This is a genomic window from Pseudonocardia kujensis (genome assembly GCF_021283305.1).
GTDB classification, from domain to species: Bacteria; Actinomycetota; Actinomycetes; order Mycobacteriales; family Pseudonocardiaceae; genus Pseudonocardia; species Pseudonocardia kujensis.
The window spans coordinates 68,572-93,726 of sequence record NZ_JAJSOK010000018.1 but is presented as its reverse complement, the minus strand read 5'-3'; the positions used below and the strand labels follow the sequence as shown (position 1 = coordinate 93,726).

Here is a 25,155-nt window from a genome sequence, read left to right as displayed (position 1 = left end):
CCGTGACCGACGTGCTGGTCTGCATCAAGCGGGTGCCCGACGTCGCGGGCGAGGTGTTGCTGACCCCCGACGCGCAGGCGATCGACGCCCGCTTCGTCGGCTTCACCGTGAGCGCGCACGAGAACTGCGCCGTCGAGCTGGCCGTGCGCATCGCCGCGGCCACCGGCGGCACCGCGACCGTGCTCACCCTGGGGCCCGAGGCGGCGGTCGAGCAGCTCCGTGCCGCTCTGGCCGTCGGCTGCGCCGCGGCGGTGCACATCGACGCCGACCCGCTCGGGTTCGGGCCGGCGGACGTGGTCCGGGAGATCGCCGCCGTCGTGGAGACGCACGCGGCGGAGGGCCGCACCCACGACCTGGTCCTGCTCGGCAACGACGCCGCCGACACCGGTGACTTCCAGGTCGGCGTCCGGCTCGCGTACGCGCTGGGCCGGCCGGTGGTCAACGGGGTGCGCACGGTCGAGGTCGACGGCGGGGTGGTGACGGCACGCGGCGACGGGCCGGACGGCGTCGAGACCTTCGCGGTGCCGCTGCCCGCGGTCGTCACCGTGCTCGAGGGCGGCGTCGAGCCGCGCTACCCGTCGGTCGTCGGGCGGATGAAGGCGAAGAAGATCCCGATCGAGACCGTGGCGCCGCGGCACGAGCCGCGCGGCGCGGGCCGCGTGCGGCTCACGCTGCCGCCCGCCCAGCCGAGCACCGTCGAGGTGCTCGGCAGCGGCCCGGACGCCGCACCGTCGGTGGTCGACCTGCTGCAGCGACTGGGGGTGACCCGATGATCCTCACGGTGGTCCAGACCGACGCGGGCGGGGCGACCGAGGTCTCGCTGGAGGCCGTCACGTTCGCGCGCGCCCTCGCGAAGCGGACGCTGGGCCCGGTGCACGCCCTGGTGGTCGGTCCGCTCCCGGACGGGCTGGTCGACCAGCTCGCCGGCCACGGCGTCGTCGAGGTGCACCACGCCACCGGCGACGCCTTCTCGGCCTACGGCGGGGCCGTCTGGGCGGCCGCGGTGCAGGCCGTGGTGGCGGCTGCGGACGCCGATGCCGTCGTCGCCCCCGGGACGCCGCGCGGTCTCGAGGTCATGGCCCATCTGGCCGCGCGCCTCGACGTGCCGATGGCGGCCAACGTCGTCGGTCTGGGGGAGGACGACGGCGGGGACGACGGCGGGGCGCTTCGGGTCGTCCGCCAGGTGATGGGCGGGGCGGCGCTCGAGGAGATGCTCCTCCCCCGGCGCCCCGCGGTGCTCACGGTCGCCGGTCACGCCGTCGAGGCGGAGCAGGTCCCGCCCGTGTCCGCGACGGTCACCGAGTTCTCCCCGGAGGTCGCGGAGGCGGACCTGGTGACGCGCGTCGTGTCGACCGAGCCCGCCGAGCCGGACCTGTCCGGTGCGCTCACCTCGGCCCGGGTCGTGGTGGGCGCCGGGCGCGGGGCCGGCGGCGCGGCCGGCTTCGGGGACGTCGCCGAGCTCGCGGAGCTGCTCGGCGGGGCGCTCGGCGTCTCCCGCGTGGTGACGAGCATGGGCTGGCGCCCCCACCACGAGCAGATCGGCCAGACCGGGAGCCGGATCTCCCCCGACCTCTACATCGCCTGCGGCATCAGCGGGGCGATCCAGCACTGGGCCGGCTGCGCGAGCTCGAAGACGATCCTGGCCGTCAACACCGACGAGAACGCGCCGATGGTCACCAAGGCGACCTATGCCGTGATCGGGGACATGCACGAGGTCGTCCCCGCGATCAACGCCGAGATCCGACGACGTCGAGGCTGAAGGGAACCGCGCGATGCCGACACCGACCTACGCCGAGCTGAGCACCGCCGTGCGCAGGCTGATGTCCCCGTTCAGCGTGGAGATCACGCCCCGCGAGGCGGCGGCGCTCCCGCCGCTGACCGAGCACCTGGCGGCCGGGACGGCCGTCTACCTCACCTTCCTGCCGCACCACCCGTGGAGCGAGACGGTGGCGGTCGCCCGCGCCGTCCGCGAGGCCGGGATGCGCCCGGTGCCCCACCTCGCGGCCCGTGCGGTGCCCGACCGGCCCGCGCTCCGGCGCATGCTGGCCGATCTCGCCGCGGTCGGTGTCGAGGACGTCCTGCTCCTGGCCGGGTCCCTGACGACCCCGGTCGGGGAGTTCGGCGAGACGGCGCAGATCCTCGACGCCGGTCTCCTCGAGGAGGCCGGGATCCGGCGCGTCGGCATCGTGGGCCACCCCGAGGGGCACCCCGACGTCGACGACGACGAGCTGTTCCGGGCCCTCGTCACCAAGTGCGGCATCGCCCGGGCGCGCGGGTTCGACCTGCACCTCGTCACCCAGTTCTGCTTCGCCGCCGACCCGATCGTCGCGTGGGAGCGGCGGATCCGGGCCGCGGGCGTCGACGTGCCGGTCCACGTCGGCCTGCCCGGCCTCACCTCGGCCGCCCGCCTGCTCCGGTTCGGCCTGAGGTGCGGGGTGGGGCCCTCCCTCAAGGTGCTCCGCCAACAGGCCGGAGGGGTGCTCAGGCTCGCGACCTCGCCGGTCCACCCGCCCGACACGACCCTGCTCGGCCTCGCCGCCGCCGTGGCGGCCGACCCCCACAGCCTGCTGCGGGCCGTGCACTTCTTCCCGTTCGGCGCGCTCGTCCCCACCGCCGCCTGGGCCGCGGACATCCGCGACGGCCGGTTCGAGGTGGACGAGCGCGACTGCCTGCGGGTGACCGCCTGACGCCCCTGCCACGACCGAGGAGACCGTCGATGATTCCGCGTGACCTGCAGATCGCCCAGACCGCCTCACTGAAGCCGCTCGACGACGTGGCCGCCGCCATGGGTATCGGGCCGCACCTGCTCGAGGCGTACGGCGAGCACGTGGCCAAGATCAAACTCGCCGCGATCGAGGACCTCGCGGACCGACCCCGCGCGAAGTACGTCGTGGTGTCCGCCGTGACACCCACCCCGCTGGGCGAGGGCAAGACGACGACGACCGTCGGCCTCGGGCAGGCCCTGTGCCAGACGGGGCGCCAGACCACGGTGGCGATCCGGCAGCCGTCGATGGGCCCGACCTTCGGGATCAAGGGCGGGGCGGCCGGCGGCGGCTACAGCCAGGTGATCCCGATGGATGTGCTCAACCTGCACCTGACCGGGGACTTCCACGCCGTGACCGCGGCGCACAACCTGCTCTCGGCCGTCCTGGACAACCACCTCTTCCAGGGCAACGCCACCGGCCTCGACCCGCACGCCATCACCTGGCGCCGGGTGCTCGACGTCAACGACCGCGCGCTGCGCAACATCATCGTCGGCCTGGGCAGCGGGACGGACGGGATCCCCCGCCAGACCGGGTTCGACATCACGGCGGCCAGCGAGGTCATGGCGATCTTCGCGCTCGCCCGGTCGCTGCAGGAGATGCGCGAGCGGTTCGGCCGCATCGTCGTCGGCTACACCCGGCAGGGCACGCCGGTCACGGCGGAGGACATCGGCGGCGCCGGCGCCATGACGGTGATCATGCGCGAGGCGCTGAAGCCCAACCTCATGCAGACGCTGGAGAACACGCCGGTGCTCGTGCACGCCGGCCCGTTCGGCAACATCGCCCACGGGAACTCGTCGGTCGTGGCCGACCTCATCGGGATCCACGGCGGCGACTTCCTCGTCACCGAAGCCGGGTTCGGGGCCGACATGGGCGCGGAGCGGTTCTTCAACATCAAGTGCCGGGCCTCGGGCCTCACCCCCGATGCCGCGGTGGTCGTGGCGACGGTGCGGGCGCTCAAGGCGCACTCGGGGCACCACCGGATCGTCGCCGGCCGGCCGCTGCCGGAGGCGCTCCTCGCCGAGAACCCGGACGAGGTCCACATCGGCGGGGCCAACCTGCGCAAGCAGATCGAGAACATCCGGTTGCACGGCGTGTCGCCGGTCGTCGCGATCAACGCCTTCCCCGGCGACCACCCCTCCGAGCACGCGGCGATCGCCGAGATCGCGCAGGAGATGGGCGCTCGGGTGGCGGTCTGCACGCACTTCACCGAAGGCGGACGAGGGGCCCGGGATCTGGCCGAGGCGGTCGCCGAGGCCGCGGAGGAGCCGTCCGGGCCGGACGGCGGGTTCCGTTTCCTCTACCCGGACTCGGCCGGCCTCGAGGAGAAGATCGAGACCATCGCGACGAAGGTCTACGGCGCCGCCGGGGTGGACTACGACCGTGCCGCCGCCCGCCAGCTCGCGACGTACGAGGCGAACGGCTACGGCCGCCTTCCCGTGTGCATCGCCAAGACCCACCTGTCGCTGTCGTCCGACGCCTCGCTCAAGGGAGCACCCACGGGCTGGCGCCTGCCCGTCCGCGAGGTGCGGGCCTCCGTCGGCGCCGGGTTCATCTACCCGATCTGCGGCGACATGCGCACCATGCCCGGGCTCGGCGCCACCCCGGCCGCCCATCTGGTGGACATCGACCAGGAGGGCAACATCGTCAACCTCTCCTGAGCGTCACCCGAGGGCACGGCGGATGTCGTCGCGGACGCGGGCGGCCCGCCGGAGGAGGTCGTCGACGGGACCGACGGCGGCGGCGAGGCGCTCGGCCTCCGCGGCGCCGCGGCGGGGCGCGATGTCGGCCTCGACGTTCGTGCGGCTGATGCTCAGCGCCGCGGCCGCGGCGTCGGCGGCCGCGGCCACGTCGCCGAGGAGGGCACCGCTCGCGACCCCGGCCATCCGCTCGCACAGCCCGACCAGCTCCGCGCCGACCCCGACCAGCTCGGCCGGCGGACCCGCCGCGACGAGGAGCGCGTCGGCGATCGCGTCGGCCCGCCGCGCCCGCTCGGCCTCGGTGGCGCGGGGCAGCGCGTAGGCCGCGGCGACCTCGCCGACGGCCCCGAGGTCGGCCTCCGCCAGGTGCAGCGCCGCCTGCTGCAGCTCCTCCGCCCGGGCGAGCACGGCCCGCGCGACGTCGCCCACCGGCTGGTCCCGGTCGACGCGGAACCGGGCCACCATGACCAGCAGCGCGGCGGCCTGGGCCAGGTCGAGCGCGGCGACGGCGGCGCCGGCGGGCGTCGGGTCCCGGGCCGCCAGGCGTGCGAGGTACGCGTCGATGCTCCAGCTCCGCACCGCGCCACGCTAACGCGGTCGACCGCGGGCATTGCGATGGATGGCGGTCCCTCCCGGCCGTCGGCGGCGGGAACCTGTGACCGCCGTCACTGCTGGTCGTCCGGAGGGAGTGCAGAACCATGGGCAACTACTACTCGGAGGAGATCCACGGCCCGCACGAGTACCTCGACCTCGGCGACTTCGAGCTGGCCGGGGGGATCACCCTCCCGAACGCCAAGCTCGCGTACAAGACGCGGGGCACCCTGAACGAGGCGAAGGACAACGCCGTCCTGTTCCCGCACATGTGGTCCGGGACGTCGGCGTCGATGGAGATCTTCGTCGGGGAGGGCCGTCCGCTCGACCCGTCGAAGTACTTCGTCATCTTCCCGGGCCAGTTCGCGAACGGGTTCTCGTCCTCGCCGAGCAACACGCCGCCGCCGTTCGACGGCGGCGCCTTCCCGCACGTCACCATCAGCGACGACGTGCGGGCGCAGCACCGGCTCGTGACCGAGGTCCTCGGGATCGAGCGCCTCGAGCTCGTGCTCGGCTGGTCGATGGGCGCCGAGCAGACCTACGAGTGGGCCGTCCGGTACCCCGACATGGTCAAGCGAGCGCTCCCCTTCGCCGGCACGGCCCGGACCACCGCGCACGACTACCTCTTCGTGCGCTCGCACGAGGACGCGCTGAAGTCCGACCCGGCCTGGGACGGGGGGTTCTACAAGGACCAGAGCGACGTCCACGTGGGCCTGCGCCGCCACGCGCAGACCTGGTCGGTGATGGGCCTGTGCCCGGAGTTCTACAACTCCGAGGCCTACCGGGCCTACGGCTTCACCTCCCTCGAGGACTTCCTGCAGCGGTTCTGGGTGAACTACTTCGCGCCCATGGACCCGAACAACCTCATCTGGATGGGGTGGAAGTGGCGCCACGGCGACGTCAGCCTCCACACGAACGGGGACCTGGCCGCCGCGCTGGGGCGGATCACGGCGAAGACGTACGTCGTCCCGTTCTCCCGCGACATGTTCTTCCCGCCGGAGGACTGCGAGGCCGAGCAGCGCCTCATCCCGGACAGCGAGTTCCGTGTCGTGGACTCGCTGTGGGCCCATTTCGCGATGTTCTGCATCGACGACCGCGACCGGGAGCAGATCGACAGGTGCATCGGCGACCTGCTCAAGGAGCACGTCGACTGATCCCGGCCGCGCTCCCGCCGCAGACCACCCACGGCGTCCTCGTCTTCTGGGAGACTCCTCGCGCACGAGGTCCGAGACCCAGCAGGAGGGGCGACCGATGGGAAGCACGCCAGGCCGGCTCGTCGTCGTGACCGGCGCCGCCGGGGCGCTGGGCCGGGCCGTCGTCGCCGAGTTCCTCCGCGAGGGGGCCGAGGTGGTGGCCCTGGACCGGCCGGGCGACCCTCTCGACGAGGTCGGCCGCCAGGACGGGGTCCACCCGGTGGCGGCGCAGCTGTCCCGGTCCGAGGACGTGGCGACGGCCTGGAAGACGATCGACTCGATCGGGACCCCGCAGGTCCTGGTGGCACTCGCCGGCGGGTTCCGGCCCAGCTCGCTCGCCGACCTCACCGAGGACGTGTGGGACGCCATGTGGCAGTCCAACGTCGCCTCGCTGGTGTGGTGCGCCCGGGAGGCGGCGGCCCGGTTCGGCGCGGCAGGCGGGGGCGCCATCGTCACCGTGGGCTCCAAGACGGCCGTGAGCGGTGCCGCCCCGGTCGCCCACGCCACGAGCAAGGCGGCGGTGGTGCGGATGACCGAGCTCCTCGCCGAGGAGCTCCGCCCCCAGGGGATCCGGGTCAACGCCGTGCTGCCGTCGGTGATCGACACCCCGGCCAACCGCACCTGGATGTCACCGGACCTCGCCGCCCGCGCCGTCAGCCCGGAAGCGATCGCCCGGGTGATCTCCTTCCTCGCCGGCCCGGACGCGGCCCCGATCAGCGGGGCCCGGATCCCGGTCTACGGGAACGCCTAGGGACCGGCCCCGGTGCGAGGCTCAGCCTCGTGGCGCCCCCGGGACGGTGCGGGACCACAGCGGCCCCGCGACGCCGTCGAGGTGTGCAGTCCCTCGGCGTAGAAGATCCGGCTCGCTGTGCCGAGCAGCCGCGAACGCGCCGCGGACGGCCGCTCACCGGCAGTGCGCCCCATGGGGTCGACGGTGCCAGAGAGAACGTTCGGCCTTGGCCGGAGCGGCCGGAGGCGGCGGAGCTCCTTTCACGCGCCGGCGACGGTGACCTTCGCGAGTTCCTCGGAGATCTCCCAGAGGCGCGTGGCTGCGTCGGTGTCGCGCAACGGGGTGTAGAGCTTCTGTTGCGCAGGCGGGCCGCCGAGGTGCCCGGGCCCGCTCGGGCCGTAGAGCCGCCCGCGCTCGGCGCCGGGCGAGGTGGCGGCGTGGAGGGCGGGCAGGCCGGCGCTGTCCGCCGTCCCGAGGAGGATGCCGCGGGCCGAGAGGGCGCCGATGAACCTGCGGCCTGCGGTCTCGCCGGCGCGCCCGATCTCGGGCCGGGCGCCGAGCAGGTTGGTGGGCGCCACGCCGGGGTGGGCGAGGTTGCTGGTGATGCCCCAGCCGAGGGCCCGGCTGCGCCGGTCGAGCTCGAGCCCGAAGAGCCCGAGGGCGATCTTCGACTGGCCGTAGGCGCGCCGGCCGTCGTAGGCGCGTTCCCAGTTCAGGTCCGGCCAGTGGATCGCGCCCCGGGCCGCAGCCACGCTGACCTGCGACGTCACGCGTCCGCGGCCCGCGCGGAGCAGGGGCAGCAGGTGCGCGACGAGCGCGAAGTGCCCGAGGTGGTTGGTGCCGAACTGCAGCTCGAACCCGTCGGCCGTGGTCTGCCGGTCCGGTGGGGTCATGACGCCGGCGTTGTTGATCAGCACGTGGATCGGCCGGTCCTCGCCGCGGAGGGTCTCCCCGAGGGCGGCGACGGAGCCGAGCGAGGACAGGTCCAGTTCGCGCAGCGAGACGTGCGCGCCGGGAGCCTGCGCGCGGATCCTCGCCAGCGCCGCTTCGCCCTTGCGGGGGTTGCGGACCGGCAGGATCAGCTCGGCGCCGGCCGCGGCGAGCCGCACGGCCAGACCGAGGCCGACCCCGTCGCTGCCTCCGGTGAGGACGACACGCCTGCCGGAGAGGTCGGGGACGGCGATGTCGGGGCGGCGACGGGGCATGCTCCGGACTCCTTCGGTCGGTGCGGCCGCCCCCGCTTTCGCGGCGTGCGGCCCTGTGTCGAGGTGACCCCACCAGGATTCCGAGGTCGCGGACGCGATAGCCACGGCCTGTCGAACCGTGGCTCGCGGGGCCGTCCTCGGCCGGGACGGGGGGATCGACAGGCCGTGGCTGAGCGCATCGCCGGGACGGTAGAAACAGCACGACGACGGGGAGAGGCAGCGGATGGTGATCGACCGGAGCGGGCTGGCGGAGTTCCTGCGGCGCCGTCGCGAGTCGCTGCAGCCCGAGGACGTCGGCCTCGCACGCGGGAGACGCCGCCGCACCAGCGGCCTTCGCCGCGAGGAGGTGGCCTCGCTGTGTCACATGTCGACCGACTACTACGCGCGGATCGAGCGTGAGCGCGGGCCGCAGCCCTCGGAGCAGATGATCGCCTCGATCGCGCAGGGGCTCCACCTGTCCCTCGACGAGCGCGACCACCTCTTCCGGCTCGCCGGGCACCACCCGCCCACCCGCGGCGCGGCCGGGGAGCACGTCAGCCCCGGCCTCCTGCGGGTGCTCGACCGGCTCGACGACACGCCCGCGGAGATCACCACCGAACTCGGCGAGACGCTGCGCCAGAGCCCGCTGGGCGTCGCGCTCACCGGCGACACGACCCGCTTCACCGGTCCCGCCCGCAGCAGCGGCTACCGCTGGTTCACCGATCCGTCGTCCCGGCGGCTCCACGCGCCGGAAGACCACGCGTTCCTGTCGCGGATGTTCGCCGGGGGGCTGCGCGAGGTCGTCGCCCTCCGAGGCCGGGAATCCCGGGCGGCAGAGCTCGCCGACCTGCTCCTCGCACGCAGCGAGGAGTTCCGGCGCATCTGGGACGACCACGAGGTGGGGATCCGTCCGCGGGAGGTCAAACGCTACGTCCATCCCGAGCTCGGCCGGCTGGAGCTCCACTGCCAGCGGCTGATCGACCCTGACCAGTCCCATTCGTTGCTGGTCTACACGGCCGTTCCCGGCACCGAGAGCTACGAGAAGCTGCAGCTCCTCTCCGTGATCGGCGCGCAGTCGCTCCCCTAGCCGCGAGCCGGGCTCGGTGCCGGCGCCCCATCGCGGCCGGCCACCCGGTCGCAGAACAGCAGCGGCGGACCGCGCCCGTCACCGGGCATCAGTCGAGCACCCCGCTCGACCAGCTGTGCGGCGATCACGTTGCGCTGGATCTCGTTCGTGCCCTCGCTCACGATCATCAGCGGCGCGTCGCGGAAGCAGCGCTCCACGTCGAACTCGGTGGAGTAGCCGTACCCGCCGTGGATCCGCACCGCGTTCAGTGCGATCTCCATCGCGGTCTCGGAGGCGAACAGCTTGGCCATCCCGGCCTCCCCGAGCACCGCGTCGGTCGGCACGCGCATGTCGTCGAAGATCAGCTCGCAGGACTCGACGCCCTTGTAGCCCAGCTTGGGCAGCTCCTCGGACACCGTGAGCCCGGGGCCGTGCTCGACCAGCAGCACCGAGATGCCGCGGTGCTTGGGCTCGGCCTTCGGGTCGGTCTTGCACAGCAGCGCGATCAGCTCGGAGCGCACGGTGGCGACCACGTCGCGTTCCTCGCTGCTCAACGTGCTCATGTGGGTCCTCTCGGGGGTTCGGGAAGCTCGGACGACCGCTCGGACGACGGCACGGAGGACGGCTCAGACGACGGCACGGTCGCGCAGGTCGGCGAGGTCGGCGTCGGTGCGGCCGAGCTCGCGCAGGATGGCGTCGGTGTGCTCGCCCAGCGCGGGGACCGCGCCCATCACCGGCTCGACGCCGGCGAGGTCGGCCGGGGGCCGCAGCGCGGCGACCGTGCCGCCGGGCACGGCGACCTCGTGCCAGCGCTCGCGTCCGGCGAGCACCGGGTGGTCGAGGAACTCCTCGATGCGGTTGATGCGGGCGTTGGCCACGCCGGCCTCGTCGAGCAGCGTCCCGGCAGCCGCGGTCGGCAGCGTCGCGAGCCGGCCGCCGATCAGTTCGTTGAGTTCCTCGCGGTGGGCGACGCGCGCGGAGTTGGAGGCGAAGCGGGGGTCGGTCGCGACGGCGGCATCGGCGAGCACCACCGCGCACAGCGCGCGCCACTCGCGGTCGTTCTGCACGGCCAGCAGGAGCCTGCCGTCCGCGGTGTCGTACGGGCCGTAGGGGGCGATGGTCGCGTGCTGGGCGCCGGCACGGGCGGGCTGGCGTCCGCCGTAGCGGGTGTAGTAGGCGGGCGAGCCCATCCACTCGGCGAGTGCCTCGAACAGGGACACCTCCACCGCGGACACCTGCCCGGTGGTCGCGCGGCGCAGCAGCGCGGTCAGGATGCCCGAGTACGCGTACATGCCCGCGGCGATGTCGGCGACCGAGATCCCGACCTTGGCCATCTCGTCCCAGGTCCCGGTGATCGACAGCAGCCCGGTCTCGCACTGCACGAGCAGGTCGTAGGCCTTGCGGTCGGCCCAGGGCCCGGTCGTGCCCCAACCCGAGACGGTGCACGGGACGACGCGGGGATGGGTCCGGGCCAGGGAGCCGGCGTCGACGCCCAGCCGTCCCGCGGCGCCCGGGCCCAGGTTCTGGACCAGGACGTCGGCGCGGTCGAGCAGCTCGCCCAGGACCGACCGCCCGTCCGCGGACTTGAGGTCGAGGGTGAGCGACTCCTTGCCGCGGTTGAGCCACACGAAGTAGCTGGAGTTGCCGTGGACGGCCTCGTCGTAGCCGCGGGCGAAGTCCCCGGCCCCGGGCCGCTCGATCTTGATCACACGCGCACCGAGGTCGGCGAGCTGGCGGGTGGCGAACGGCGCGGCCACGGCCTGCTCGAGGCTCACCACGGTCAGACCGTGCAGGGGCGGGAGGGAGGTCTCGGTCGTCATCGAGGTCGGGTCCTTCCGGCGAGGCGGATCGAGGCGGTCGGCGACGGATCGGGGGGCCAGGCTGCGCCGCCACTCCCCCGCGGGCTCCGGCCCGTCGCCGTCCGGGCGGGTCATGGTCCGCGGCGGGGCGCCCTCCGGCTCGGACCGGTGGACGACGCCCTGCTCCTCGGCCCCGACCGGCCGACCGTCGGCGGAGAGTTCGTGGCGCACGGTCACGAACATCCGTCGGCGGCCCGGGATCGGCGGCAGGAACGGGCGAGGGCGCCGTCGGTGTGCGGTGTGGTCATGCTGCTCCTCCGTCGGTCGACCTCGGCGACGTCCCGGGAATCGTGACCGAGCAGAGGCAATACGTGAAATGAAACATTCTCATCAGGTCGATACGCTCGACGCATGAACGTCGAGGACCTCGCGTGGTTCGTGGCGCTGGCGGAGACCCCGCACATGACACAGGCGGCGGAGCGGCTGAACACGACCCAGCCCACACTGTCGCGCAGCCTGGCACGACTGGAGCACGAGATCGGGGCGCCCCTGTTCGACCGCGTCAACCGGCGCCTGCGGCTCAACCCGTCCGGGGAGGTGCTGCTGCGGCACGCGCGGCGCAGCCTGCTCGAGCTGCGGGCGGCGGCCGAGCACATCCAGGCCCTGCGGGATCCGGAGCACGGCACGGTCCGGCTCGGGTTCCTGCACTCGGTCGCCACCTGGCTGGCTCCGGAGCTCATCCGCGGGTTCCGCGCCCGGGCGCCGCAGGTGCAGTTCGCGCTGACCCAGGCGGCGACCTACGAACTGGAGGCGCTGGTCGCGGACGGCATCGTCGACCTGGCCGTCACCGGCCCGCGGCCGGCCGCCGCGGAGCTGGCGTGGCACACGATCCACACCGAGCAGCTGTGTCTGGTCGTCCCCCGCGGTCACCGGCTCGCCGACCGCGGTCGGGTCGGGGTCGCGGAGGCCGCGGGCGAGCCGTTCGTCATGCTGGGCCCCGACTTCGGGCTCCGCAGGCTGACCGACGACCTGCTCGGGCGCGCCGACGTGGAGCCGGAGATCGCGTTCGAGAGCGCCGAGATCGCGACGATGGAGAGCCTCGCCGCAGCGGGGCTCGGCGTCACCGTCGTACCCCGGCCTCGGCCGCACCGGGCCGACCCCAACGCGGTCTACCTCCCGCTGACCGACGACGCGGCGCACCGGGTGCTCGGGCTGGTCTGGCGGGCGGACCAGCCCGAGACACCGGTGGTGCGCCGCTTCCGGAACTTCGTGGTCGCGCAGGAGTGGGCGGCGTTGTGAGGTGAGCCCGACGCGGCGGCCCCTCAGGCGCGCTTCTGGCTCACCGGGGTGGCGGTGTCGGCGATGAGGTTCCAGAAGGCCTGGCCGGCCTCCGTCGTCACCCCGGCCGGGCGGGTGGCGGCAGCGACCGTCCACACCAGAGAGGCATTCGCCAGCGGCACCATCGCCACCGGCACGCGGGTGGCGATCGCGAGCGGACGCGGGACGACCGCGATCCCGAGGCCGTGCGCGACCAGTTCCAGCAGGGAACCGATCTCGTTGCACGTCACGCGGACGGTGCGCGTGATGTCCGCGGCGGCGAACGCCTGGTCGGTGACCTGACGCGCCGCCAGGTCCACGTCGAAGTCGACGAACGCCTCGTCCGCGAGGTCGGCCAGTTCGACGGAGGTCTGTTTGCCGAGCCGGTGGCCCGCGGGACAGGCGAGCACCATGGGGTAGGTGGCCAGCGGAGTCAGGCGGATGCCCTCGGGAGGCTCCAGCGGCATCGTCACGAAGGCCAGCTCGATGGTCTCGTTCGCGAGATCGGCGAAGTGCCTCAAGGGCATGCCGACGACCACGTCGACGTCGACATCCGGATTGCGCGCGATGAACCGGCTGATCAGAGCCGCGAGGTCCAGCCCCGCGAACGACGGGATGCACCCGACCCGCAGCGTGCTCTTGGTGACGCCGGGCCCGCGGCGGACCTGGCTCTCGAGCGCTTCGAGCGTGGCCAGGGCGCGTCGGGCGCCCGAGTAGAGCTCCCGGCCTGCCTCGGTCAGCTCCGCCCGCTTGCGGGTCCGGACGAACAGGCGGGTGCCGAGGGAACGCTCGAGGGCCCGGATCGACGAGGACAGGCCGGGTTGGGAGATGTGCAACTGCTCGGCCGCCGCCGTGAACGTGCCGGCATCGGCGATCGCCAGGAAGTGCTGCAGTTGGCGGGTCTCCACGCATCACTCCGAGTTATGGATACGACAGAATTCCTCTATTGGACACGTCGCAGCTATGTGTCGCAACCTTTCGCCGAACTCAGCGACGAGGAGAACCCATGGCGATCAGCCGCGACGACCTGCACAGCCTCGACCTCGGCACCCTGCTCGCGGGCCTCCCGCCCACCGGCCGCTGGAGCGCGCTGTTCGAGCTGCCGGGTCTGTCCTTCGGACTGCGCTGCACCGGGTCGGAGGTCGAGGTCCGTCCCGCCACCGGCATCAACGACGCCTGGGACTTCGAGTTCCTGGTGGGCGAATCCGAGTGGACGGCGTTCTGCAGCAGCCCGTGCCCGCGCGGCTTCACCACTGCACAGGCGCTCGTCGCGACCGCGGGTGGTGCGCCGGTGCGGGGCGACCGGGCGGTGTGGGCGCGCGCCGCGCTCGTCGTCGACCGCCTCCTGGGCGCCCTGCGTGACACGGTGACCCCGGCCCCGCAGCGCCGCCCGGATCCCGAAGCTCCCGCGGCCGGGCTGAGCCCGGTCGTCGGGCGCTACCTCACGGTCGAGGTCGAGGGCCGCCGCCAGCGCCTGTACTTCGAGTCGGCCGGCACCGGGCCCCCGCTGGTGTGCCTGCACACCGCAGGCGCGGACTCGCGGCAGTTCCGGTACCTGCTGGAGGACCCGGAGCTCACCGCACGATGGACCGTCTACGCGTTCGACATGCCCTGGCACGGTCGTTCCGAGCCACCCGCCGACTGGCAGCGGCAGACCTACCGGCTCACGACCGCCACCTACGCCGCGACGGTGCTGGCGTTCATGGACGGCCTGGGGCTGGAGCGGCCGGTGCTCGCCGGTTGTTCGATGGGCGGCGCCATCGCCCTGTACCTGGCCGCCGAGCACGGCGACCGGTTCACCGGCGTGTGCGCCCTGGAGGGCGGCCTCGGCAACCCGTCGCGGTTCGTCGACTGGACCAACCGGACGGACGTCGACCACTCGTCGTTCCTGACCAGCTGGGTGGGTGGGCTGATCGCGCCCACCAGCCCCGCGGGCCCGGCCGCCCAGACCCTGTGGGGCTACGCGCAGTCCGGCCCCGGCATCTACCAGGGCGACACGTACTTCTACTCGCAGGACCTGCCCCGGGTGGCCGACTCCCTCGGCACCGCCCGCTGCCCGCTCTACGTGTTCAGCGGTGAGTACGACTACTCGGCCACCACCGAGATGAGCCGGACGGCGGCCGAGCGCCTGGGCGGGCAGCTGGTCGAGATGGAGGGGAAGGGCCACTTCCCGATGTCCGAGGACCCGGCCAGCTTCGCCGAGTACTTCTTCCCCGTCCTCGCGCTGCTGCACGACAAGTACGAGCGCTGATCGACCCGGCGGCGGTTCCGCCGCCGGCCGCTGCCCCCAGGCCATCCCAGAGAAGTGGTGAGTCTCTTGTCAGCATCCGTCACCCGGACCGGCACCGCCGGGCCGGACCGTCGCCGGCGCCTCGTCGCCGCCGCCGTCGGCAACTTCATGGAGTGGTTCGACTTCGCCATCTACGGCTTCTTCGCCACGGCGATCGGTGCGAACTTCTTCCCCAGCTCCAGCCCCACGGCGTCGTTGCTCTCGACCCTCGCGGTGTACGGCGTCGCGTTCCTGATGCGGCCCGTGGGCGGGTTCGTCATCGGCGCCATCGGCGACCGCCGTGGCCGCCGCTTCGCGCTCATGCTCTCCGTCGTCCTCATGGGCCTGGCGACCGCCCTCATCGCACTGCTGCCGCCCTTCGCCGCGATCGGTGTCGCTGCGCCGGTCCTGCTGGTTCTGCTGCGCTGCGTGCAGGGCTTCAGCGCGGGTGGCGAGTGGACCGGTTCGGCGGCGTTCCTGGTGGAGAGCGCGCCGTCGAACCGGCGGGGCGTCACCGCCAGCGTCATCCCGATGACCGCCGCCCTCGCCGTCGCGGTGGGCGCCGGCTCCGCGCTGCTCATCCAGTCCACCGTCGCACCCGAGGACATCGTCGGCTGGGGTTGGCGCATCCCGTTCCTCGCCGCGTTCCCGCTCACCCTCGTGGGCCTCTACCTGCGGATGAAGCTCGAGGACACCGAGGTCTTCCAGGCGCTGAAGGCCCGCGGCGACATCGCCGACGCCCCGATCCGGGAGGTGGGACGTTCGCAGGGCCGGAGCGTCGCGATCTCCTTCGCCCTCTCCGCCATCACGGTGCTCGGCTTCTACTACATCGCGACGTACGTGACGACCTTCCTGACGGTCACGGTCAAGATGGACCGCTTCGCGGCGCTGGTCGTCGTCGCCGTCGGGGCACTGCTGTACGCAGCGCTGTGCCCCGTCATGGGCGCCCTGTCCGACCGGGTCGGCCGGCGACCGGTCTCCCTCATCGGTGGGGCAGGTCTGGCGCTCTTCGCCGTGCCCGCGTTCCTGCTCATGGCGACCGGCAACCCGGTCGTCGCGGTCCTCGGCCTGGTGCTCTTCGGCCTCTTCGAGGCCATGCACAACAGCACCACGACGGTGATGCTCATCGAGCTGTTCCCGGCGCACATGCGCTCCACCGGCAGCGCCATCGGCTACAACCTGGGCGCCGCCCTCATCGCCGGGCCCGGACCACTGATCGCCGCCGCGCTCGCCGCCGCGGGCGCCGGGGTGGGGCTCCCGGCCGTCTACATGGCGGGCGTCGCCCTCGTCTGCACGATCGTTCTGTGGCGGGTGCTGCCGGAGACGCGCCGGCGTGACCTCGGCCCGAGCGAGCAGCGCGGGCCGATCGCCGCGTCCGCACCGGACAACGCGACGACACGCTCCTGATCCCCACCGAAGAACAGGGAGCACGCATGCATTTGATCCCGGGACGCTCGGGGAAGCCCAGCGTCCGCCGCACCGAGACGTTCACCGGCGAGGTCTGGGCCGACCCGATCTCCGGCGACGACCCCGTCGTCAACCTGGTGGCCTTCGCCCCGCGTGCCCGGACCTACTGGCACCGGCACGAGGGCGGCCAGCTCATCCTGGCCACCCACGGCAGCGGCTTCGTCGTCAGGGAGGACGGGCTCGGCGGGCCGATCCGAGCGGGGCAGAGCGTCTGGACACCGGCCGGCGAAGTGCACTGGCACGGCGCCGGCCCGGACAGCCTGCTGACCCAGACCGCGTACTCCTTCGGCGCCACCGAATGGCTGCACGAGGTGTCCGACGAGGACTACGAACGCGCCCTCCGCGCGGCGTCGTGGTGAATCGCCTCCGCGCGCTCGAGCCGCCCCGCCGACCACGACGAGGAGGATCATGAACGACAGCACCTACGCGCAGGGCATGGGGATCCGCCGCGCGGTCGTCGGCGACGAGTACGTCGACGGCGCGCTCACGGCGGAGATCCGCGAGGTCCTCCTGCAGGTCGCCGCGTACTGCGGCTTCCCGGCGACACCGGACGGCTTCGAGACCCGGCAGGCGATCCTCGAGGCCGAGACCGGACCCGTCGCCCGCCCGGCCCCGACTCCCTGACGGAGGGCAGCGAGATGGAACTCGGGTTCGTCGGCCTCGGCCGGATGGGATCACGGATGGCGACCCGGCTCGTCGACGCCGGGCACGACCTCGTCGTCCACGACGTCGACGCCGAGGCGGTCGAGGCCCTCGTCGCCCTCGGAGCGACGGCGGCGGGCTCGGCCGAGCAGGTCGCGGACCGTGCCGAGGTGGTGCTCACCAGCCTGCCGACGCCCGCGATCGTGCTCGACGTCGTGCTCGGGCCGGACGGGCTCGCACAGGGCGGCGCGGTCCGGCGGGTGGTGGAGCTGTCCACCACCGGCACCCGCACGGCCCGCCGGATCGCCGGGGAGCTCTGCTCCCGCGGCGTGACCGCGATCGACGCCCCGGTGAGCGGGGGTACGAGCGGCGCGGAGAAGGGCACGCTCGCCGTGATGGCGTCCGCCCCGGCCGCGGACTTCGCGGCGCTGCAGCCGGTGCTCTCCGTCCTCGGGAAGGTCTTCCACGTCGGCATGGAGCCGGGCCTCGGGCAGGCGATGAAGCTGGTGAACAACTACCTGTCCGCTGCGGCACTGGCGACCACCTCGGAGGCGATGGCGGTCGGCGCCAAGGCCGGTCTGGATCCGCGGACGATGCTCGACGTCCTCAACGCCGGCTCGGGCCGCAACAGCGCGACCCAGGACAAGTTCCCGCGGTCGGTCCTGCCCGGGAGCTTCGACTTCGGCTTCGCCACCGGGTTGATGGAGAAGGACCTCGGGCTGTTCGCCGAGGAGGCCGCGAACCTCCGGGTCCCGACCTGGGTCGGTTCGGTGGTGCACCAGATGTGGCGGCAGGCCCGTGACCAGCTCGGCGCGGACTCCGACTTCACCAGCATCGCCCGGCTCGTCGAGGAGTGGGCCGGGGTCGAGGTCCGTGCCGCCGGGCGCGACGTGCCGTGAACGGCGAGACCGACGAGACGACGTCGTCCTGACGCACCGGCACCACGACCACACCGGGAACCTCGGGCTCCTCCCGAAGACCCGATTTCACCTGCCGGAGCGCGAACTTCACGTCGTCGTCGGGCGGCACATCCCTCGTCGCGGCCACACCGGCCGGACGCCTCGATCGGGAGGAGCCGCGGGAGGGGTGACACCCTACGACTCCGGGCGCTCCTCGGAGCGACCGCCGAGGGTCTTGGTGAGGAAGACCCGGCGATATCCGTCCTGCTCGCCACGACGGGTCTCGACGTAGCCCTTCCGGAGGTAGTAGTCGAGATTCTCCGTCATGGCCTCGTTCGTGTAGAGCTTGATCCGGTCGTACCCCCGGCGGGAGGCTTCGACCTCGGCGAAGGCGAGGAGTTGCGCGCCGACTCCCCGCCCCTGGGCGAGCGGGTCCACGGCGACGTTGTCGAGCAGGAGGTGGTCATCGGCGTCGAGGAGCACGATGAAGCCGAGCAGACCGTTGTCGTCCTCCGCGACCCACATCGTCCCGTCGCCGACTGCCGCCGCATAGTCGGCCTCCATCGGCGCCGGCGGTCGGCCGATCCGCGCCGCGTAGTGCTGATAGGCGTCGTGCGCCAGACGCGCGGCTGCGTCGACGTCCCGGCGCTCTGCCGGCCGTGTCGTGATCATGGCAGACCCTAGCGTCGGACGAGTCGTGGCGGACCAACGGATCTCCGGCCACGGCCGTCGCGCGGGAACGCCGCAGGACTGAACCCGACGCCACCGGGAAGGAACGACCCCATGGCAGACACGGCACAGGAGCAGGACCAGAGCGAGCCGTCCGGCGGGCCGAAGGCGTTCCGCGACGTCGCGCCCGAGCTGTCCGCCTGAGCGACGACGTGCTGTTCGGGCAGGTCCGGCCGCGCACCGACCGCACGCCCGAGGAACGCAGCCTGATCACCGTGGCCGAGCAGCGCTTCCGAACCCACTGAACCTTCCTGCCCGACCTGATCGACCTCGTCTACGACCGGACCGTCGACCCCGGGAAGGTCTTCGACCTCGAACTGCCCCTCGACGAGGCCGCCGAGGGCTATCGCGACCATGGACGAGCGCCGCGCCATCAAGACCCTCCTGCACCCCTGAGCTCCCCCGCCGAGGAGTACCCGTGGGGGCTCGAGACCGTCGGCCCGACCGGCAGGAACCTTCAGCGGCGACGTCTCCATCATCCCGTCTCCAGCGGCCGGGAGCCGTCGCGGATGACCGTCGTCCTCGTCCGGTTCACCTCCGCCGCCCTGCACCGCCGACCCGTCGTGCCTGCCGTGGCGGGGTGGTCGGGACGCCGCTCAGTCGCCCGGGTTGGCCCGGGAGAACCGGACCTCCTCGATGTCCAGACGAGCCTGGACCTGGCGCAGCACGATGTCGTCGATCCGCTGCTCGTCACGCAGCTCGAGGAGCGCCTCGCGCTGACGGGCGATGAGCGCGAGCCAGAGGCCGGCGTACTGGTCGTCGTGCCGGGTCACCGGGTCGTCGTCGGCCTCGTCGGCCGCCAGCAGCGTGCGCCGCTTCTCGATCTCGGTGCGCACCCGCGCGACGACGCGCTCGTCGGTGCCCAGCTCGGCCGCGGTGTCGGCGATCGAGTCGATCGCGGCGTCGGCGATGGACACCTCGGCGTACTGCCGTTCCTCCGCGACGGAGTTGTCGGCCGGGAGCCGGGCGAACCGCACCACGCGCGGAAGCAGCAGTGCCTGAAGCAGGGTCAACACGATCACTCCCGAGGTGATCACGACGATGAGGTCGCGGTCGGGGAAGGGCGCCCCGGAGTCCAGGGTCTGCGGCACGGCGAGCACCGCGGCGAGCGAGACGGCGCCGCGGAACCCGGCCACGGCGCTGACGGAGCGCTGCCGGGCCCCGATCCGGCGCAACCGCTGCACAGGCCGCCGGTCGAGCGCGCGGATGATGTACGGCGTGGTGTAGATCCACGCCCAGCGCACCCCGATCACCACCGCGGTGACCAGCAGGACGTCGACCAGCGCGCGCAGGGGCGAGACGCTGGAGAGCCCGCGGATCGCGGTGTGGGCCTGGAGACCGACGAGCACGAACAGGGCGCTGCTGAGCACCGTCGTCGTGACCGTCCAGAACGGGACGGAGGTCTGCCGGGTGACCGCGCTGGTGATGCGCGGGGTCACCTGGCTGAGGAACAGCCCGCACACGACGACCGCCAGCACGCCGGAGGCGTGGACCGACTCGGCCAGCAGGAACGCCGCGAAAGGCGTCACCAGCATCGCGATGTTCTCCAGCATCGGATCGTCCATCCGGCGGCGCAGCTGCCAGCTCACCAGCCCCGTCACCGCGCCCGCGAGCACCCCTCCGCCGTAGGCCAGGACCAGCAGGCCGCTCACGTGCAGCGGCGTCAGGTACTCCTCGCCGACGGTGACCCCGACCGCGAGGCCGTAGATCACCAGCGCGGTGCCGTCGTTGACCAGGCTCTCCGCGCGCAGCACGGTCACGGTCCGGCGAGGGAGCCGCCGGGCCAGCACCCCGACCGCGGTCGCATCCGTCGGCGCGAGCGCGGCACCGAGCACCCAGGCCGGCCCCCACGCCAGGCCGATCGCGTGTGCCACGGCCGCCACCGCCGCCGCGGTGGCGAAGACCAGCACGGTGCTGGTGAGGACCACGACGCGGAGGTTGTTGCGGATCTCGCGGAGCGAGGTGGTCAGGCTCTCCCAGTACAGCAGCACCGGCAGGAACACCAGCAGCACGACCTCCGGCGGCAACTGGGCCTCCCGCAGGTGTGGCGCGAAACCGAGGAGCACACCCACGAGCACCAGCAGGATCGCCGGCGCGATCGGGTAGCGGCGCGCCAGCGCACCGCACATGACCAAGGCGACGCCGAGGACGACCGCCATCTCCAGTCCCAGCACGCACACATCCTGACGGGTTTGCGCGCCGGGGACGGTCGAGCTCTCCCGTCGCGCGGCGAACAGCCCGCTGCGCACACCCCACCGCCGACGTCGGAGCCGTCGCCGTCCTCGGTGCGGTCACCCGGCTTCGGCCGGCCACCGGCACCGAGATCGTCGTCGACGCCGGCACGCACCTCTGAGACCCTCGGACCGACTCGCACATTCGACCGACGGAGGAGGATGTCGATGACCAGCACACTGCCCTCACCGGCCGCCGCGCGCGGTACCGGAGCCGAGCTGACCTACTCGTCGGGCTTCGGGAACGAGCACGCCTCCGAGGCCGTCCCCGGCGCCCTGCCCGTCGGGCGCAACTCCCCGCAACAGGCCCCGCGCGGTCTCTACGCCGAGCAGCACAGCGCGACCGCGTTCACCGAGCCTCGCGCGGTCAACCGGCGCAGCTGGGTCTACCGGATCCGGCCCTCGGCCGCGCACCCGCCGTTCCGCCGCATCGACACCGGTCTGCTCCGCTCAGCCCCGGACACCACCGGGATCACCGACCCCAACCGGTTGCGCTGGGACCCACTGCCCCTCCCGCAACAGCCCACCGACTTCGTCGACGGCCTCTACACCGTCGGCACCAACGGCGACGTCCGCCAACGTGCCGGCATCGGGATCCACCTCTACGCCGCCGACCGCTCGATGACCGACCGCTACTTCGTCGACGCCGACGGCGAGCTCCTGCTCGTCCCCCAGCAGGGCGCGCTGCTGCTGCACACCGAGTACGGCCGCCTCCACGCCGCCCCCGGGGAGATCGCCGTGATCGGCCGCGGGGTCCGCTTCCGCGTCGAGCTGCCCGACGGGCCCGCCCGCGGCTACGTCTGCGAGAACTACGGCCAACCCTTCGTGCTGCCCGAGCTCGGCCCGATCGGCGCGAACGGCCTGGCCAACCCCCGCGACTTCCTCTACCCCGTCGCCGCCTACGAGGACCGCGAGGAGACCGTCCAGGTCGTGCAGAAGTACGCCGGTCAGCTCTGGGCCGCCGACTACGACCACTCCCCGCTCGACGTCGTCGCCTGGCACGGCACCCACTCGGCCTACAAGTACGACACGGCACGGTTCAACGTGCTCGGCACGGTCTCCTACGACCACCCCGACCCGTCGATCTACACGGTGCTCACCTCGCCCACCGACACCCCCGGGCAGGCAGGAGCCGACTTCGTCGTCTTCGCCCCGCGCTGGCTCGTCGGCGAGGACACCTTCCGCCCGCCCTGGTACCACCGCAATGTCATGAGCGAGTTCATGGGCCTGGTCCACGGCGTCTACGACGCGAAGGCCGAAGGCTTCCTCCCCGGCGGCGCCAGCCTGCACAACATGTGGAGCGCCCACGGCCCCGACGCCGAGACCTACCGCAAGGCCAGCAGCGCCGAGCTCGCCCCACAGAAGATCACCGACACCCTCGCCTTCATGTTCGAGACCCGCTGGCCCATCACCGTCCCCGACTTCGCCCACGCCGCCGTCCACCGCCAGGCCGACTACGACGGCGTCTGGCGAGGGATCGAGCGAGGCTTCACGGGCTGATCCCTCGCCCCGCCTCCGCCTCGCTCGGTCGTCCGGACGGTGCGGGCCTTTCGGGGTGAGTCCGGGCTCCGGCGCCACTGAACCGTCGCGAGCTTCTGGTCCGGGTAGTGCTCGTCCAGGTTCAGTTCTGCAACGACGCCGGCTCCGCGGACGACGCGCTAGAGGGCCAGGCCCCCGTCGACCACCAGCTCGGTTCCGGTGGCGAAAGGGCAGTCCTTCGACGCCAGGAAGAGCACGGCGCGGGCGATCTCCTCGGCGGTGCCGCGGCGGCCGAGCGGCGTGGCCGCCGTGACGGCGTCGATCTGCTCCCCCGGCATGACGTCGATCATCGTGGTGCTGATGAAGCCCGGGGCCACCGAGTTGACCCGCACCCCGTATGGGCCCAGCTCGACGGCGGCGCACTTCGTCATGCCCCGGACGGCCCACTTGGTGGTCGAGTAGCCGATCTGGTTGGCGTAGCCGCGGTGCCCGCCGATCGAGGAGAGGTTGACGATGGAGCCCGAGCCGGCACGCTTCATCGCCCCGGCCACCGCCCGCATGCCGAGGAACACCCCGAGCTGGTTGACACGGTAGTGCCGGTCGAAGTTCTCGACGGTGGTGTCGCTGATGTCGGGCCCCGGGTCGAGCACGCCGGCGTTGTTCACCAGCACGGTGACCTCGCCGAGGTCCGTGGAGACCTGCGTGAGCAGACGCTCCCAGGACTCCTCGGAGCTGACGTCGTGCGCGAGGTAACAGGCGCCGACGTCGTCGGCGAGGGCTCGCCCGTGCTTCTCCGAGCCCCCGGCGACGACGACGCTCGCGCCCGCCCCGGCCAGCGCGATGACGACGGCGGCACCGATCCCCCGGCTCCCGCCGGTGACGACGGCGATTTCGCCCGTGAGGTCACTCATGGATCTCCCCCAGCCAGTTCGCGATCGCCCTCGTGACGGCCTCGGGCTGCTCCTCGGTGACGAGGTGCCCGGAGTCCGCGATCGGGACGAAGGTCGACCGCGGGAGGCGTGCGTGCATGTCGTGGGCATGCCGGATGGCGATGCCGTCGTCCCCCTCGCCGTGCACCACGAGTGTGGGCACGGTGAGCCGTTCGAGGTCCGGCAGCCGGTCGGGCTTGTCGATCCACGAGCGGTACTCGCCGTACAGCGACCGCGCCGGGCGCTGCCGCCATCGGGTGGTCCAGCGCTCGACCAGCTCGTCCGGCGCCTGCTTGCCGAAGATCACCGGCACGAAGGCCTCGACGACGTGCTCCGGGATCGGCCCGTCGCGGTCCAGCGGCTCGAGCAGCGCGCCGAACGTCTCGTGTTCCTCGGCGGTGTACGCCGCGGCCTGGGTGGACATGAGGACCAGCCCCGCGACGCGCTGCGGGTACCGGAGCGCCAGCTCCACCGCCATGAACCCGCCGACGGACATGCCGACCAGCACGAACCGCTCGATCCGCGCGCCGTCGGCGACGGCGAGGCAGTCGTCGACCAGGTCGTCGAGCGATCGTTCGGTGCCGTACCGGCTGGTCCCGGCACGGCTGGTGTAGGCGAGGGTCCGGTAGCGCTCCGCCAGTACCGCGGTCTGCGGCGCGAACATGGTCCGGTCGAGCAGCGTGCCGTGGCTGAACAGCACCGCGGGGCCCCGGCCGACGTCCGCGATGTCGGACTCCGGAAGCGTCATGCCGTCGCCTCCTTCTCGACGACCGGCGCGGACGCCGCGGGCACCTCGCCGGCCTCGTCGGCGAACACCTGCTCGAGGGTCTTGCCGGTGACCCGCGGGCCCAGCGTGCGGATCACCAGGGCGCCGACCGCGAGCAGGGCCGCCATCGCCAGGAAGACCCCGCCGAAACCCACGGTCCCGAACGCGTACCCGATCGCGACGGGCGCGGCGAGCGCACCGACGTTGCCCGCGGTGGAGACGAGCCCGGCACCGGTGGCACGCACCGCCGTCGGGTACACCTCCGAGGAGTAGGGGAAGAAGATCCCCGAGATGCACGTGATGCAGATCGACAGGGCCATGCCGATGAACAGCAGCGCCACGCTGTCGCGCGGTACCAGGGCGAGCGCGACGGACGCGACCGTCGCGACCGAGAAGAACGTCACCAGCAGCGTGCGCCGCTCGAACCGGTCGCTGACCGCCAGGGCGGCGAGGTAGCCGACCGGCTGCGCCACGAACAGCAGGAAGCTGTAGAGCGAGGCGACCCCCGGGGCCACTCCGATCTCCAGGAACAGTGACGGCATCCAGGTGAGCCGAAGAACGCGAACAGGAACACGAACGACGACAGCCAGGTCGCGGTGGTGACCCGCGCGAGCCCGTTGCGCCAGACCTCCCACGGCGAGGTGGACACCCGCGGTGCCGCCGGGACGTCGACCATGGCCGGGACCGGGGGCAACGGGCGGCCGCCGGTGGCGGCGACGACCCGCTCCTCGAGCCGGGTGACCACCGCGTCCGCCTCGGCGACCCTGCCCTGGCTGAGCAGCCAGCGCGGGGACTCCGGCAACGAACGCCGCCACCACAGCAGGACGAGGACGGGCAGTCCGCAGAGGACGGACGTGATCCGCCAGCCGTCGTCCAGCGGGACGACGAACGAGCCGAGCAGCGCGGCGACCACGTTGCCGAGCGAGAAGAACAGGGTGACGCCGCTGACGAACCGGCCGCGGTTGCGCCCGGTGGCGAACTCGGAGATGTACGGCGACACGATCGCGGCCTCGGCGCCTCCGCCGAGCCCGGCGACGATCCGCGCCACGATGATGAAGACCAGTCCGTTCGCGAACGCGATCGAGACCGAGGCCGCGCAGAACAGCAGCAGCGCGTACAGCATCACGCTCTTGCGGCCGAGGCGGTCGCCGAACAGACCGGCGGCGACCGCGCCGATGATCATGCCGATCGGGGCGGCTCCGCCGATCAGGCCGATCTCCCCGTTCGACAGGTCGAACTCGACCTTCAGGTACGGGAGCATGAAGCCGATGATCACGATGTCGAGCGCCTGGAAGAGGTGCCCGAGGCCGCCCGCGAGCAGGATGCCGTATTGCGGGCGGGCCATCGGCAGCCGTTCGAGGCGCGCGACGATCCGAGGATCCGAGGACATGTCGACCTCCGT

Annotated in this window: 24 protein-coding genes and 1 pseudogene; 14 read left to right on the top strand and 11 right to left on the bottom strand. The window is 72.8% G+C overall.

Annotated features, from left to right (window positions below; translation table 11 throughout):
- Positions 1-2: 2 nt before the first annotated feature.
- The 4 genes from LWC35_RS15305 to LWC35_RS15290 are packed head-to-tail and all read left to right on the top strand — an operon-like array spanning position 3 to position 4,423.
- Positions 3-773, top strand: coding sequence for an electron transfer flavoprotein subunit beta/FixA family protein (locus LWC35_RS15305; RefSeq protein ID WP_232870795.1), 771 nt, complete (start codon positions 3-5; stop codon positions 771-773).
- The gene (locus LWC35_RS15300; RefSeq protein ID WP_232870794.1) at positions 770-1,759 is read left to right on the top strand and encodes an electron transfer flavoprotein subunit alpha/FixB family protein; all 990 of its coding nucleotides are present in this window, start codon (positions 770-772) and stop codon (positions 1,757-1,759) included. The genes LWC35_RS15305 and LWC35_RS15300 overlap by 4 nt, the downstream gene beginning before the upstream one ends.
- Before the next feature lie 13 nt (positions 1,760-1,772).
- Positions 1,773-2,687: a methylenetetrahydrofolate reductase gene (locus tag LWC35_RS15295; RefSeq protein WP_232870793.1), complete on the top strand. Its 915-nt coding sequence runs from the start codon at positions 1,773-1,775 to the stop codon at positions 2,685-2,687.
- Positions 2,688-2,716: 29 nt separating this feature from the next.
- The gene (locus tag LWC35_RS15290; protein WP_232870792.1) at positions 2,717-4,423 is read left to right on the top strand and encodes a formate--tetrahydrofolate ligase; all 1,707 of its coding nucleotides are present in this window, start codon (positions 2,717-2,719) and stop codon (positions 4,421-4,423) included.
- 3 nt (positions 4,424-4,426) lie between these two features.
- On the opposite strand, the gene LWC35_RS15285 is transcribed toward LWC35_RS15290, so the two are convergent.
- Positions 4,427-5,041: a cyclodeaminase/cyclohydrolase family protein gene (locus LWC35_RS15285; protein ID WP_232870791.1), complete on the bottom strand. Its 615-nt coding sequence runs from the start codon at positions 5,039-5,041 to the stop codon at positions 4,427-4,429.
- A 119-nt stretch (positions 5,042-5,160) separates the two neighbouring features.
- Here LWC35_RS15285 and LWC35_RS15280 point away from each other — a divergent pair, with 119 nt between their 5' ends.
- Together LWC35_RS15280 and LWC35_RS15275 are read left to right on the top strand one after the other, a co-directional pair.
- Positions 5,161-6,207, top strand: a complete 1,047-nt coding sequence (locus tag LWC35_RS15280) for an alpha/beta fold hydrolase (RefSeq protein ID WP_232870790.1) — start codon at positions 5,161-5,163, stop codon at positions 6,205-6,207.
- Between the two features lie 97 nt (positions 6,208-6,304).
- Positions 6,305-6,997 carry an SDR family NAD(P)-dependent oxidoreductase gene (locus LWC35_RS15275; protein ID WP_232870789.1) on the top strand — a complete coding sequence of 231 codons (693 nt, stop codon included), beginning with the start codon at positions 6,305-6,307 and terminating at the stop codon, positions 6,995-6,997.
- A 239-nt stretch (positions 6,998-7,236) separates the two neighbouring features.
- Here LWC35_RS15275 and LWC35_RS15270 read toward each other — a convergent pair whose 3' ends face one another.
- Positions 7,237-8,181 (bottom strand): SDR family oxidoreductase, encoded by a 945-nt coding sequence (locus LWC35_RS15270; RefSeq protein WP_232870788.1) that lies wholly within the window; start codon positions 8,179-8,181, stop codon positions 7,237-7,239.
- A 223-nt stretch (positions 8,182-8,404) separates the two neighbouring features.
- Between LWC35_RS15270 and LWC35_RS15265 the strand changes: the two genes are divergently transcribed.
- Entirely contained in the window at positions 8,405-9,247 is an 843-nt protein-coding gene (locus tag LWC35_RS15265) for a helix-turn-helix transcriptional regulator (RefSeq protein WP_232870787.1), read from the top strand.
- A gap of 98 nt (positions 9,248-9,345) precedes the next feature.
- Here the strand turns inward: LWC35_RS15265 and LWC35_RS15260 are convergent.
- Positions 9,346-9,744: pseudogene (locus LWC35_RS15260) on the bottom strand (acyl-CoA dehydrogenase family protein); the annotation flags it as partial.
- 108 nt (positions 9,745-9,852) lie between these two features.
- Complete coding sequence (locus tag LWC35_RS15255; protein WP_232870819.1) at positions 9,853-11,046, bottom strand: CaiB/BaiF CoA transferase family protein; 1,194 nt, start codon at positions 11,044-11,046, stop codon at positions 9,853-9,855.
- Positions 11,047-11,436: 390 nt separating this feature from the next.
- Here LWC35_RS15255 and LWC35_RS15250 point away from each other — a divergent pair, with 390 nt between their 5' ends.
- Positions 11,437-12,324 carry a LysR family transcriptional regulator gene (locus tag LWC35_RS15250; RefSeq protein ID WP_232870786.1) on the top strand — a complete coding sequence of 296 codons (888 nt, stop codon included), beginning with the start codon at positions 11,437-11,439 and terminating at the stop codon, positions 12,322-12,324.
- Positions 12,325-12,347: 23 nt separating this feature from the next.
- On the opposite strand, the gene LWC35_RS15245 is transcribed toward LWC35_RS15250, so the two are convergent.
- Positions 12,348-13,250, bottom strand: coding sequence for a LysR family transcriptional regulator (locus LWC35_RS15245; RefSeq protein WP_232870785.1), 903 nt, complete (start codon positions 13,248-13,250; stop codon positions 12,348-12,350).
- A gap of 98 nt (positions 13,251-13,348) precedes the next feature.
- Here LWC35_RS15245 and LWC35_RS15240 point away from each other — a divergent pair, with 98 nt between their 5' ends.
- The 5 genes from LWC35_RS15240 to LWC35_RS15220 all read left to right on the top strand — a co-directional run bounded on the left by LWC35_RS15240 (position 13,349) and on the right by LWC35_RS15220 (position 17,619).
- Positions 13,349-14,593: an alpha/beta fold hydrolase gene (locus tag LWC35_RS15240; protein WP_232870784.1), complete on the top strand. Its 1,245-nt coding sequence runs from the start codon at positions 13,349-13,351 to the stop codon at positions 14,591-14,593.
- A 66-nt stretch (positions 14,594-14,659) separates the two neighbouring features.
- Positions 14,660-16,018, top strand: coding sequence for an MFS transporter (locus LWC35_RS15235; protein WP_232870783.1), 1,359 nt, complete (start codon positions 14,660-14,662; stop codon positions 16,016-16,018).
- A 26-nt stretch (positions 16,019-16,044) separates the two neighbouring features.
- Positions 16,045-16,437 carry a cupin domain-containing protein gene (locus tag LWC35_RS15230; protein ID WP_232870782.1) on the top strand — a complete coding sequence of 131 codons (393 nt, stop codon included), beginning with the start codon at positions 16,045-16,047 and terminating at the stop codon, positions 16,435-16,437.
- Positions 16,438-16,486: 49 nt separating this feature from the next.
- A complete protein-coding gene (locus tag LWC35_RS15225; RefSeq protein ID WP_232870781.1) occupies positions 16,487-16,702 on the top strand; it encodes a carboxymuconolactone decarboxylase family protein in 216 nt (71 codons plus the stop codon).
- A gap of 14 nt (positions 16,703-16,716) precedes the next feature.
- The gene (locus LWC35_RS15220; protein ID WP_232870780.1) at positions 16,717-17,619 is read left to right on the top strand and encodes an NAD(P)-dependent oxidoreductase; all 903 of its coding nucleotides are present in this window, start codon (positions 16,717-16,719) and stop codon (positions 17,617-17,619) included.
- Positions 17,620-17,814: 195 nt separating this feature from the next.
- Here LWC35_RS15220 and LWC35_RS15215 read toward each other — a convergent pair whose 3' ends face one another.
- Both LWC35_RS15215 and LWC35_RS15210 read right to left on the bottom strand, forming a co-directional pair.
- A complete protein-coding gene (locus tag LWC35_RS15215; protein WP_232870779.1) occupies positions 17,815-18,291 on the bottom strand; it encodes a GNAT family N-acetyltransferase in 477 nt (158 codons plus the stop codon).
- A gap of 653 nt (positions 18,292-18,944) precedes the next feature.
- Positions 18,945-20,522 carry a Na+/H+ antiporter gene (locus LWC35_RS15210; protein WP_232870778.1) on the bottom strand — a complete coding sequence of 526 codons (1,578 nt, stop codon included), beginning with the start codon at positions 20,520-20,522 and terminating at the stop codon, positions 18,945-18,947.
- 225 nt (positions 20,523-20,747) lie between these two features.
- Between LWC35_RS15210 and hmgA the strand changes: the two genes are divergently transcribed.
- Positions 20,748-22,079 carry a homogentisate 1,2-dioxygenase gene (hmgA, locus tag LWC35_RS15205; RefSeq protein WP_232870777.1) on the top strand — a complete coding sequence of 444 codons (1,332 nt, stop codon included), beginning with the start codon at positions 20,748-20,750 and terminating at the stop codon, positions 22,077-22,079.
- A 158-nt stretch (positions 22,080-22,237) separates the two neighbouring features.
- On the opposite strand, the gene LWC35_RS15200 is transcribed toward hmgA, so the two are convergent.
- The 4 genes from LWC35_RS15200 to LWC35_RS15185 are packed head-to-tail and all read right to left on the bottom strand — an operon-like array spanning position 22,238 to position 25,143.
- Complete coding sequence (locus tag LWC35_RS15200; RefSeq protein WP_232870776.1) at positions 22,238-22,969, bottom strand: SDR family NAD(P)-dependent oxidoreductase; 732 nt, start codon at positions 22,967-22,969, stop codon at positions 22,238-22,240.
- Positions 22,962-23,735: an alpha/beta fold hydrolase gene (locus tag LWC35_RS15195; RefSeq protein ID WP_232870775.1), complete on the bottom strand. Its 774-nt coding sequence runs from the start codon at positions 23,733-23,735 to the stop codon at positions 22,962-22,964. Before LWC35_RS15195 ends, LWC35_RS15200 begins: the two co-directional genes overlap by 8 nt.
- The gene (locus LWC35_RS15190; RefSeq protein ID WP_232870774.1) at positions 23,732-24,268 is read right to left on the bottom strand and encodes an MFS transporter; all 537 of its coding nucleotides are present in this window, start codon (positions 24,266-24,268) and stop codon (positions 23,732-23,734) included. Before LWC35_RS15190 ends, LWC35_RS15195 begins: the two co-directional genes overlap by 4 nt.
- Complete coding sequence (locus LWC35_RS15185; protein WP_232870773.1) at positions 24,154-25,143, bottom strand: MFS transporter; 990 nt, start codon at positions 25,141-25,143, stop codon at positions 24,154-24,156. The genes LWC35_RS15190 and LWC35_RS15185 overlap by 115 nt, the downstream gene beginning before the upstream one ends.
- Positions 25,144-25,155: the final 12 nt, after the last annotated feature.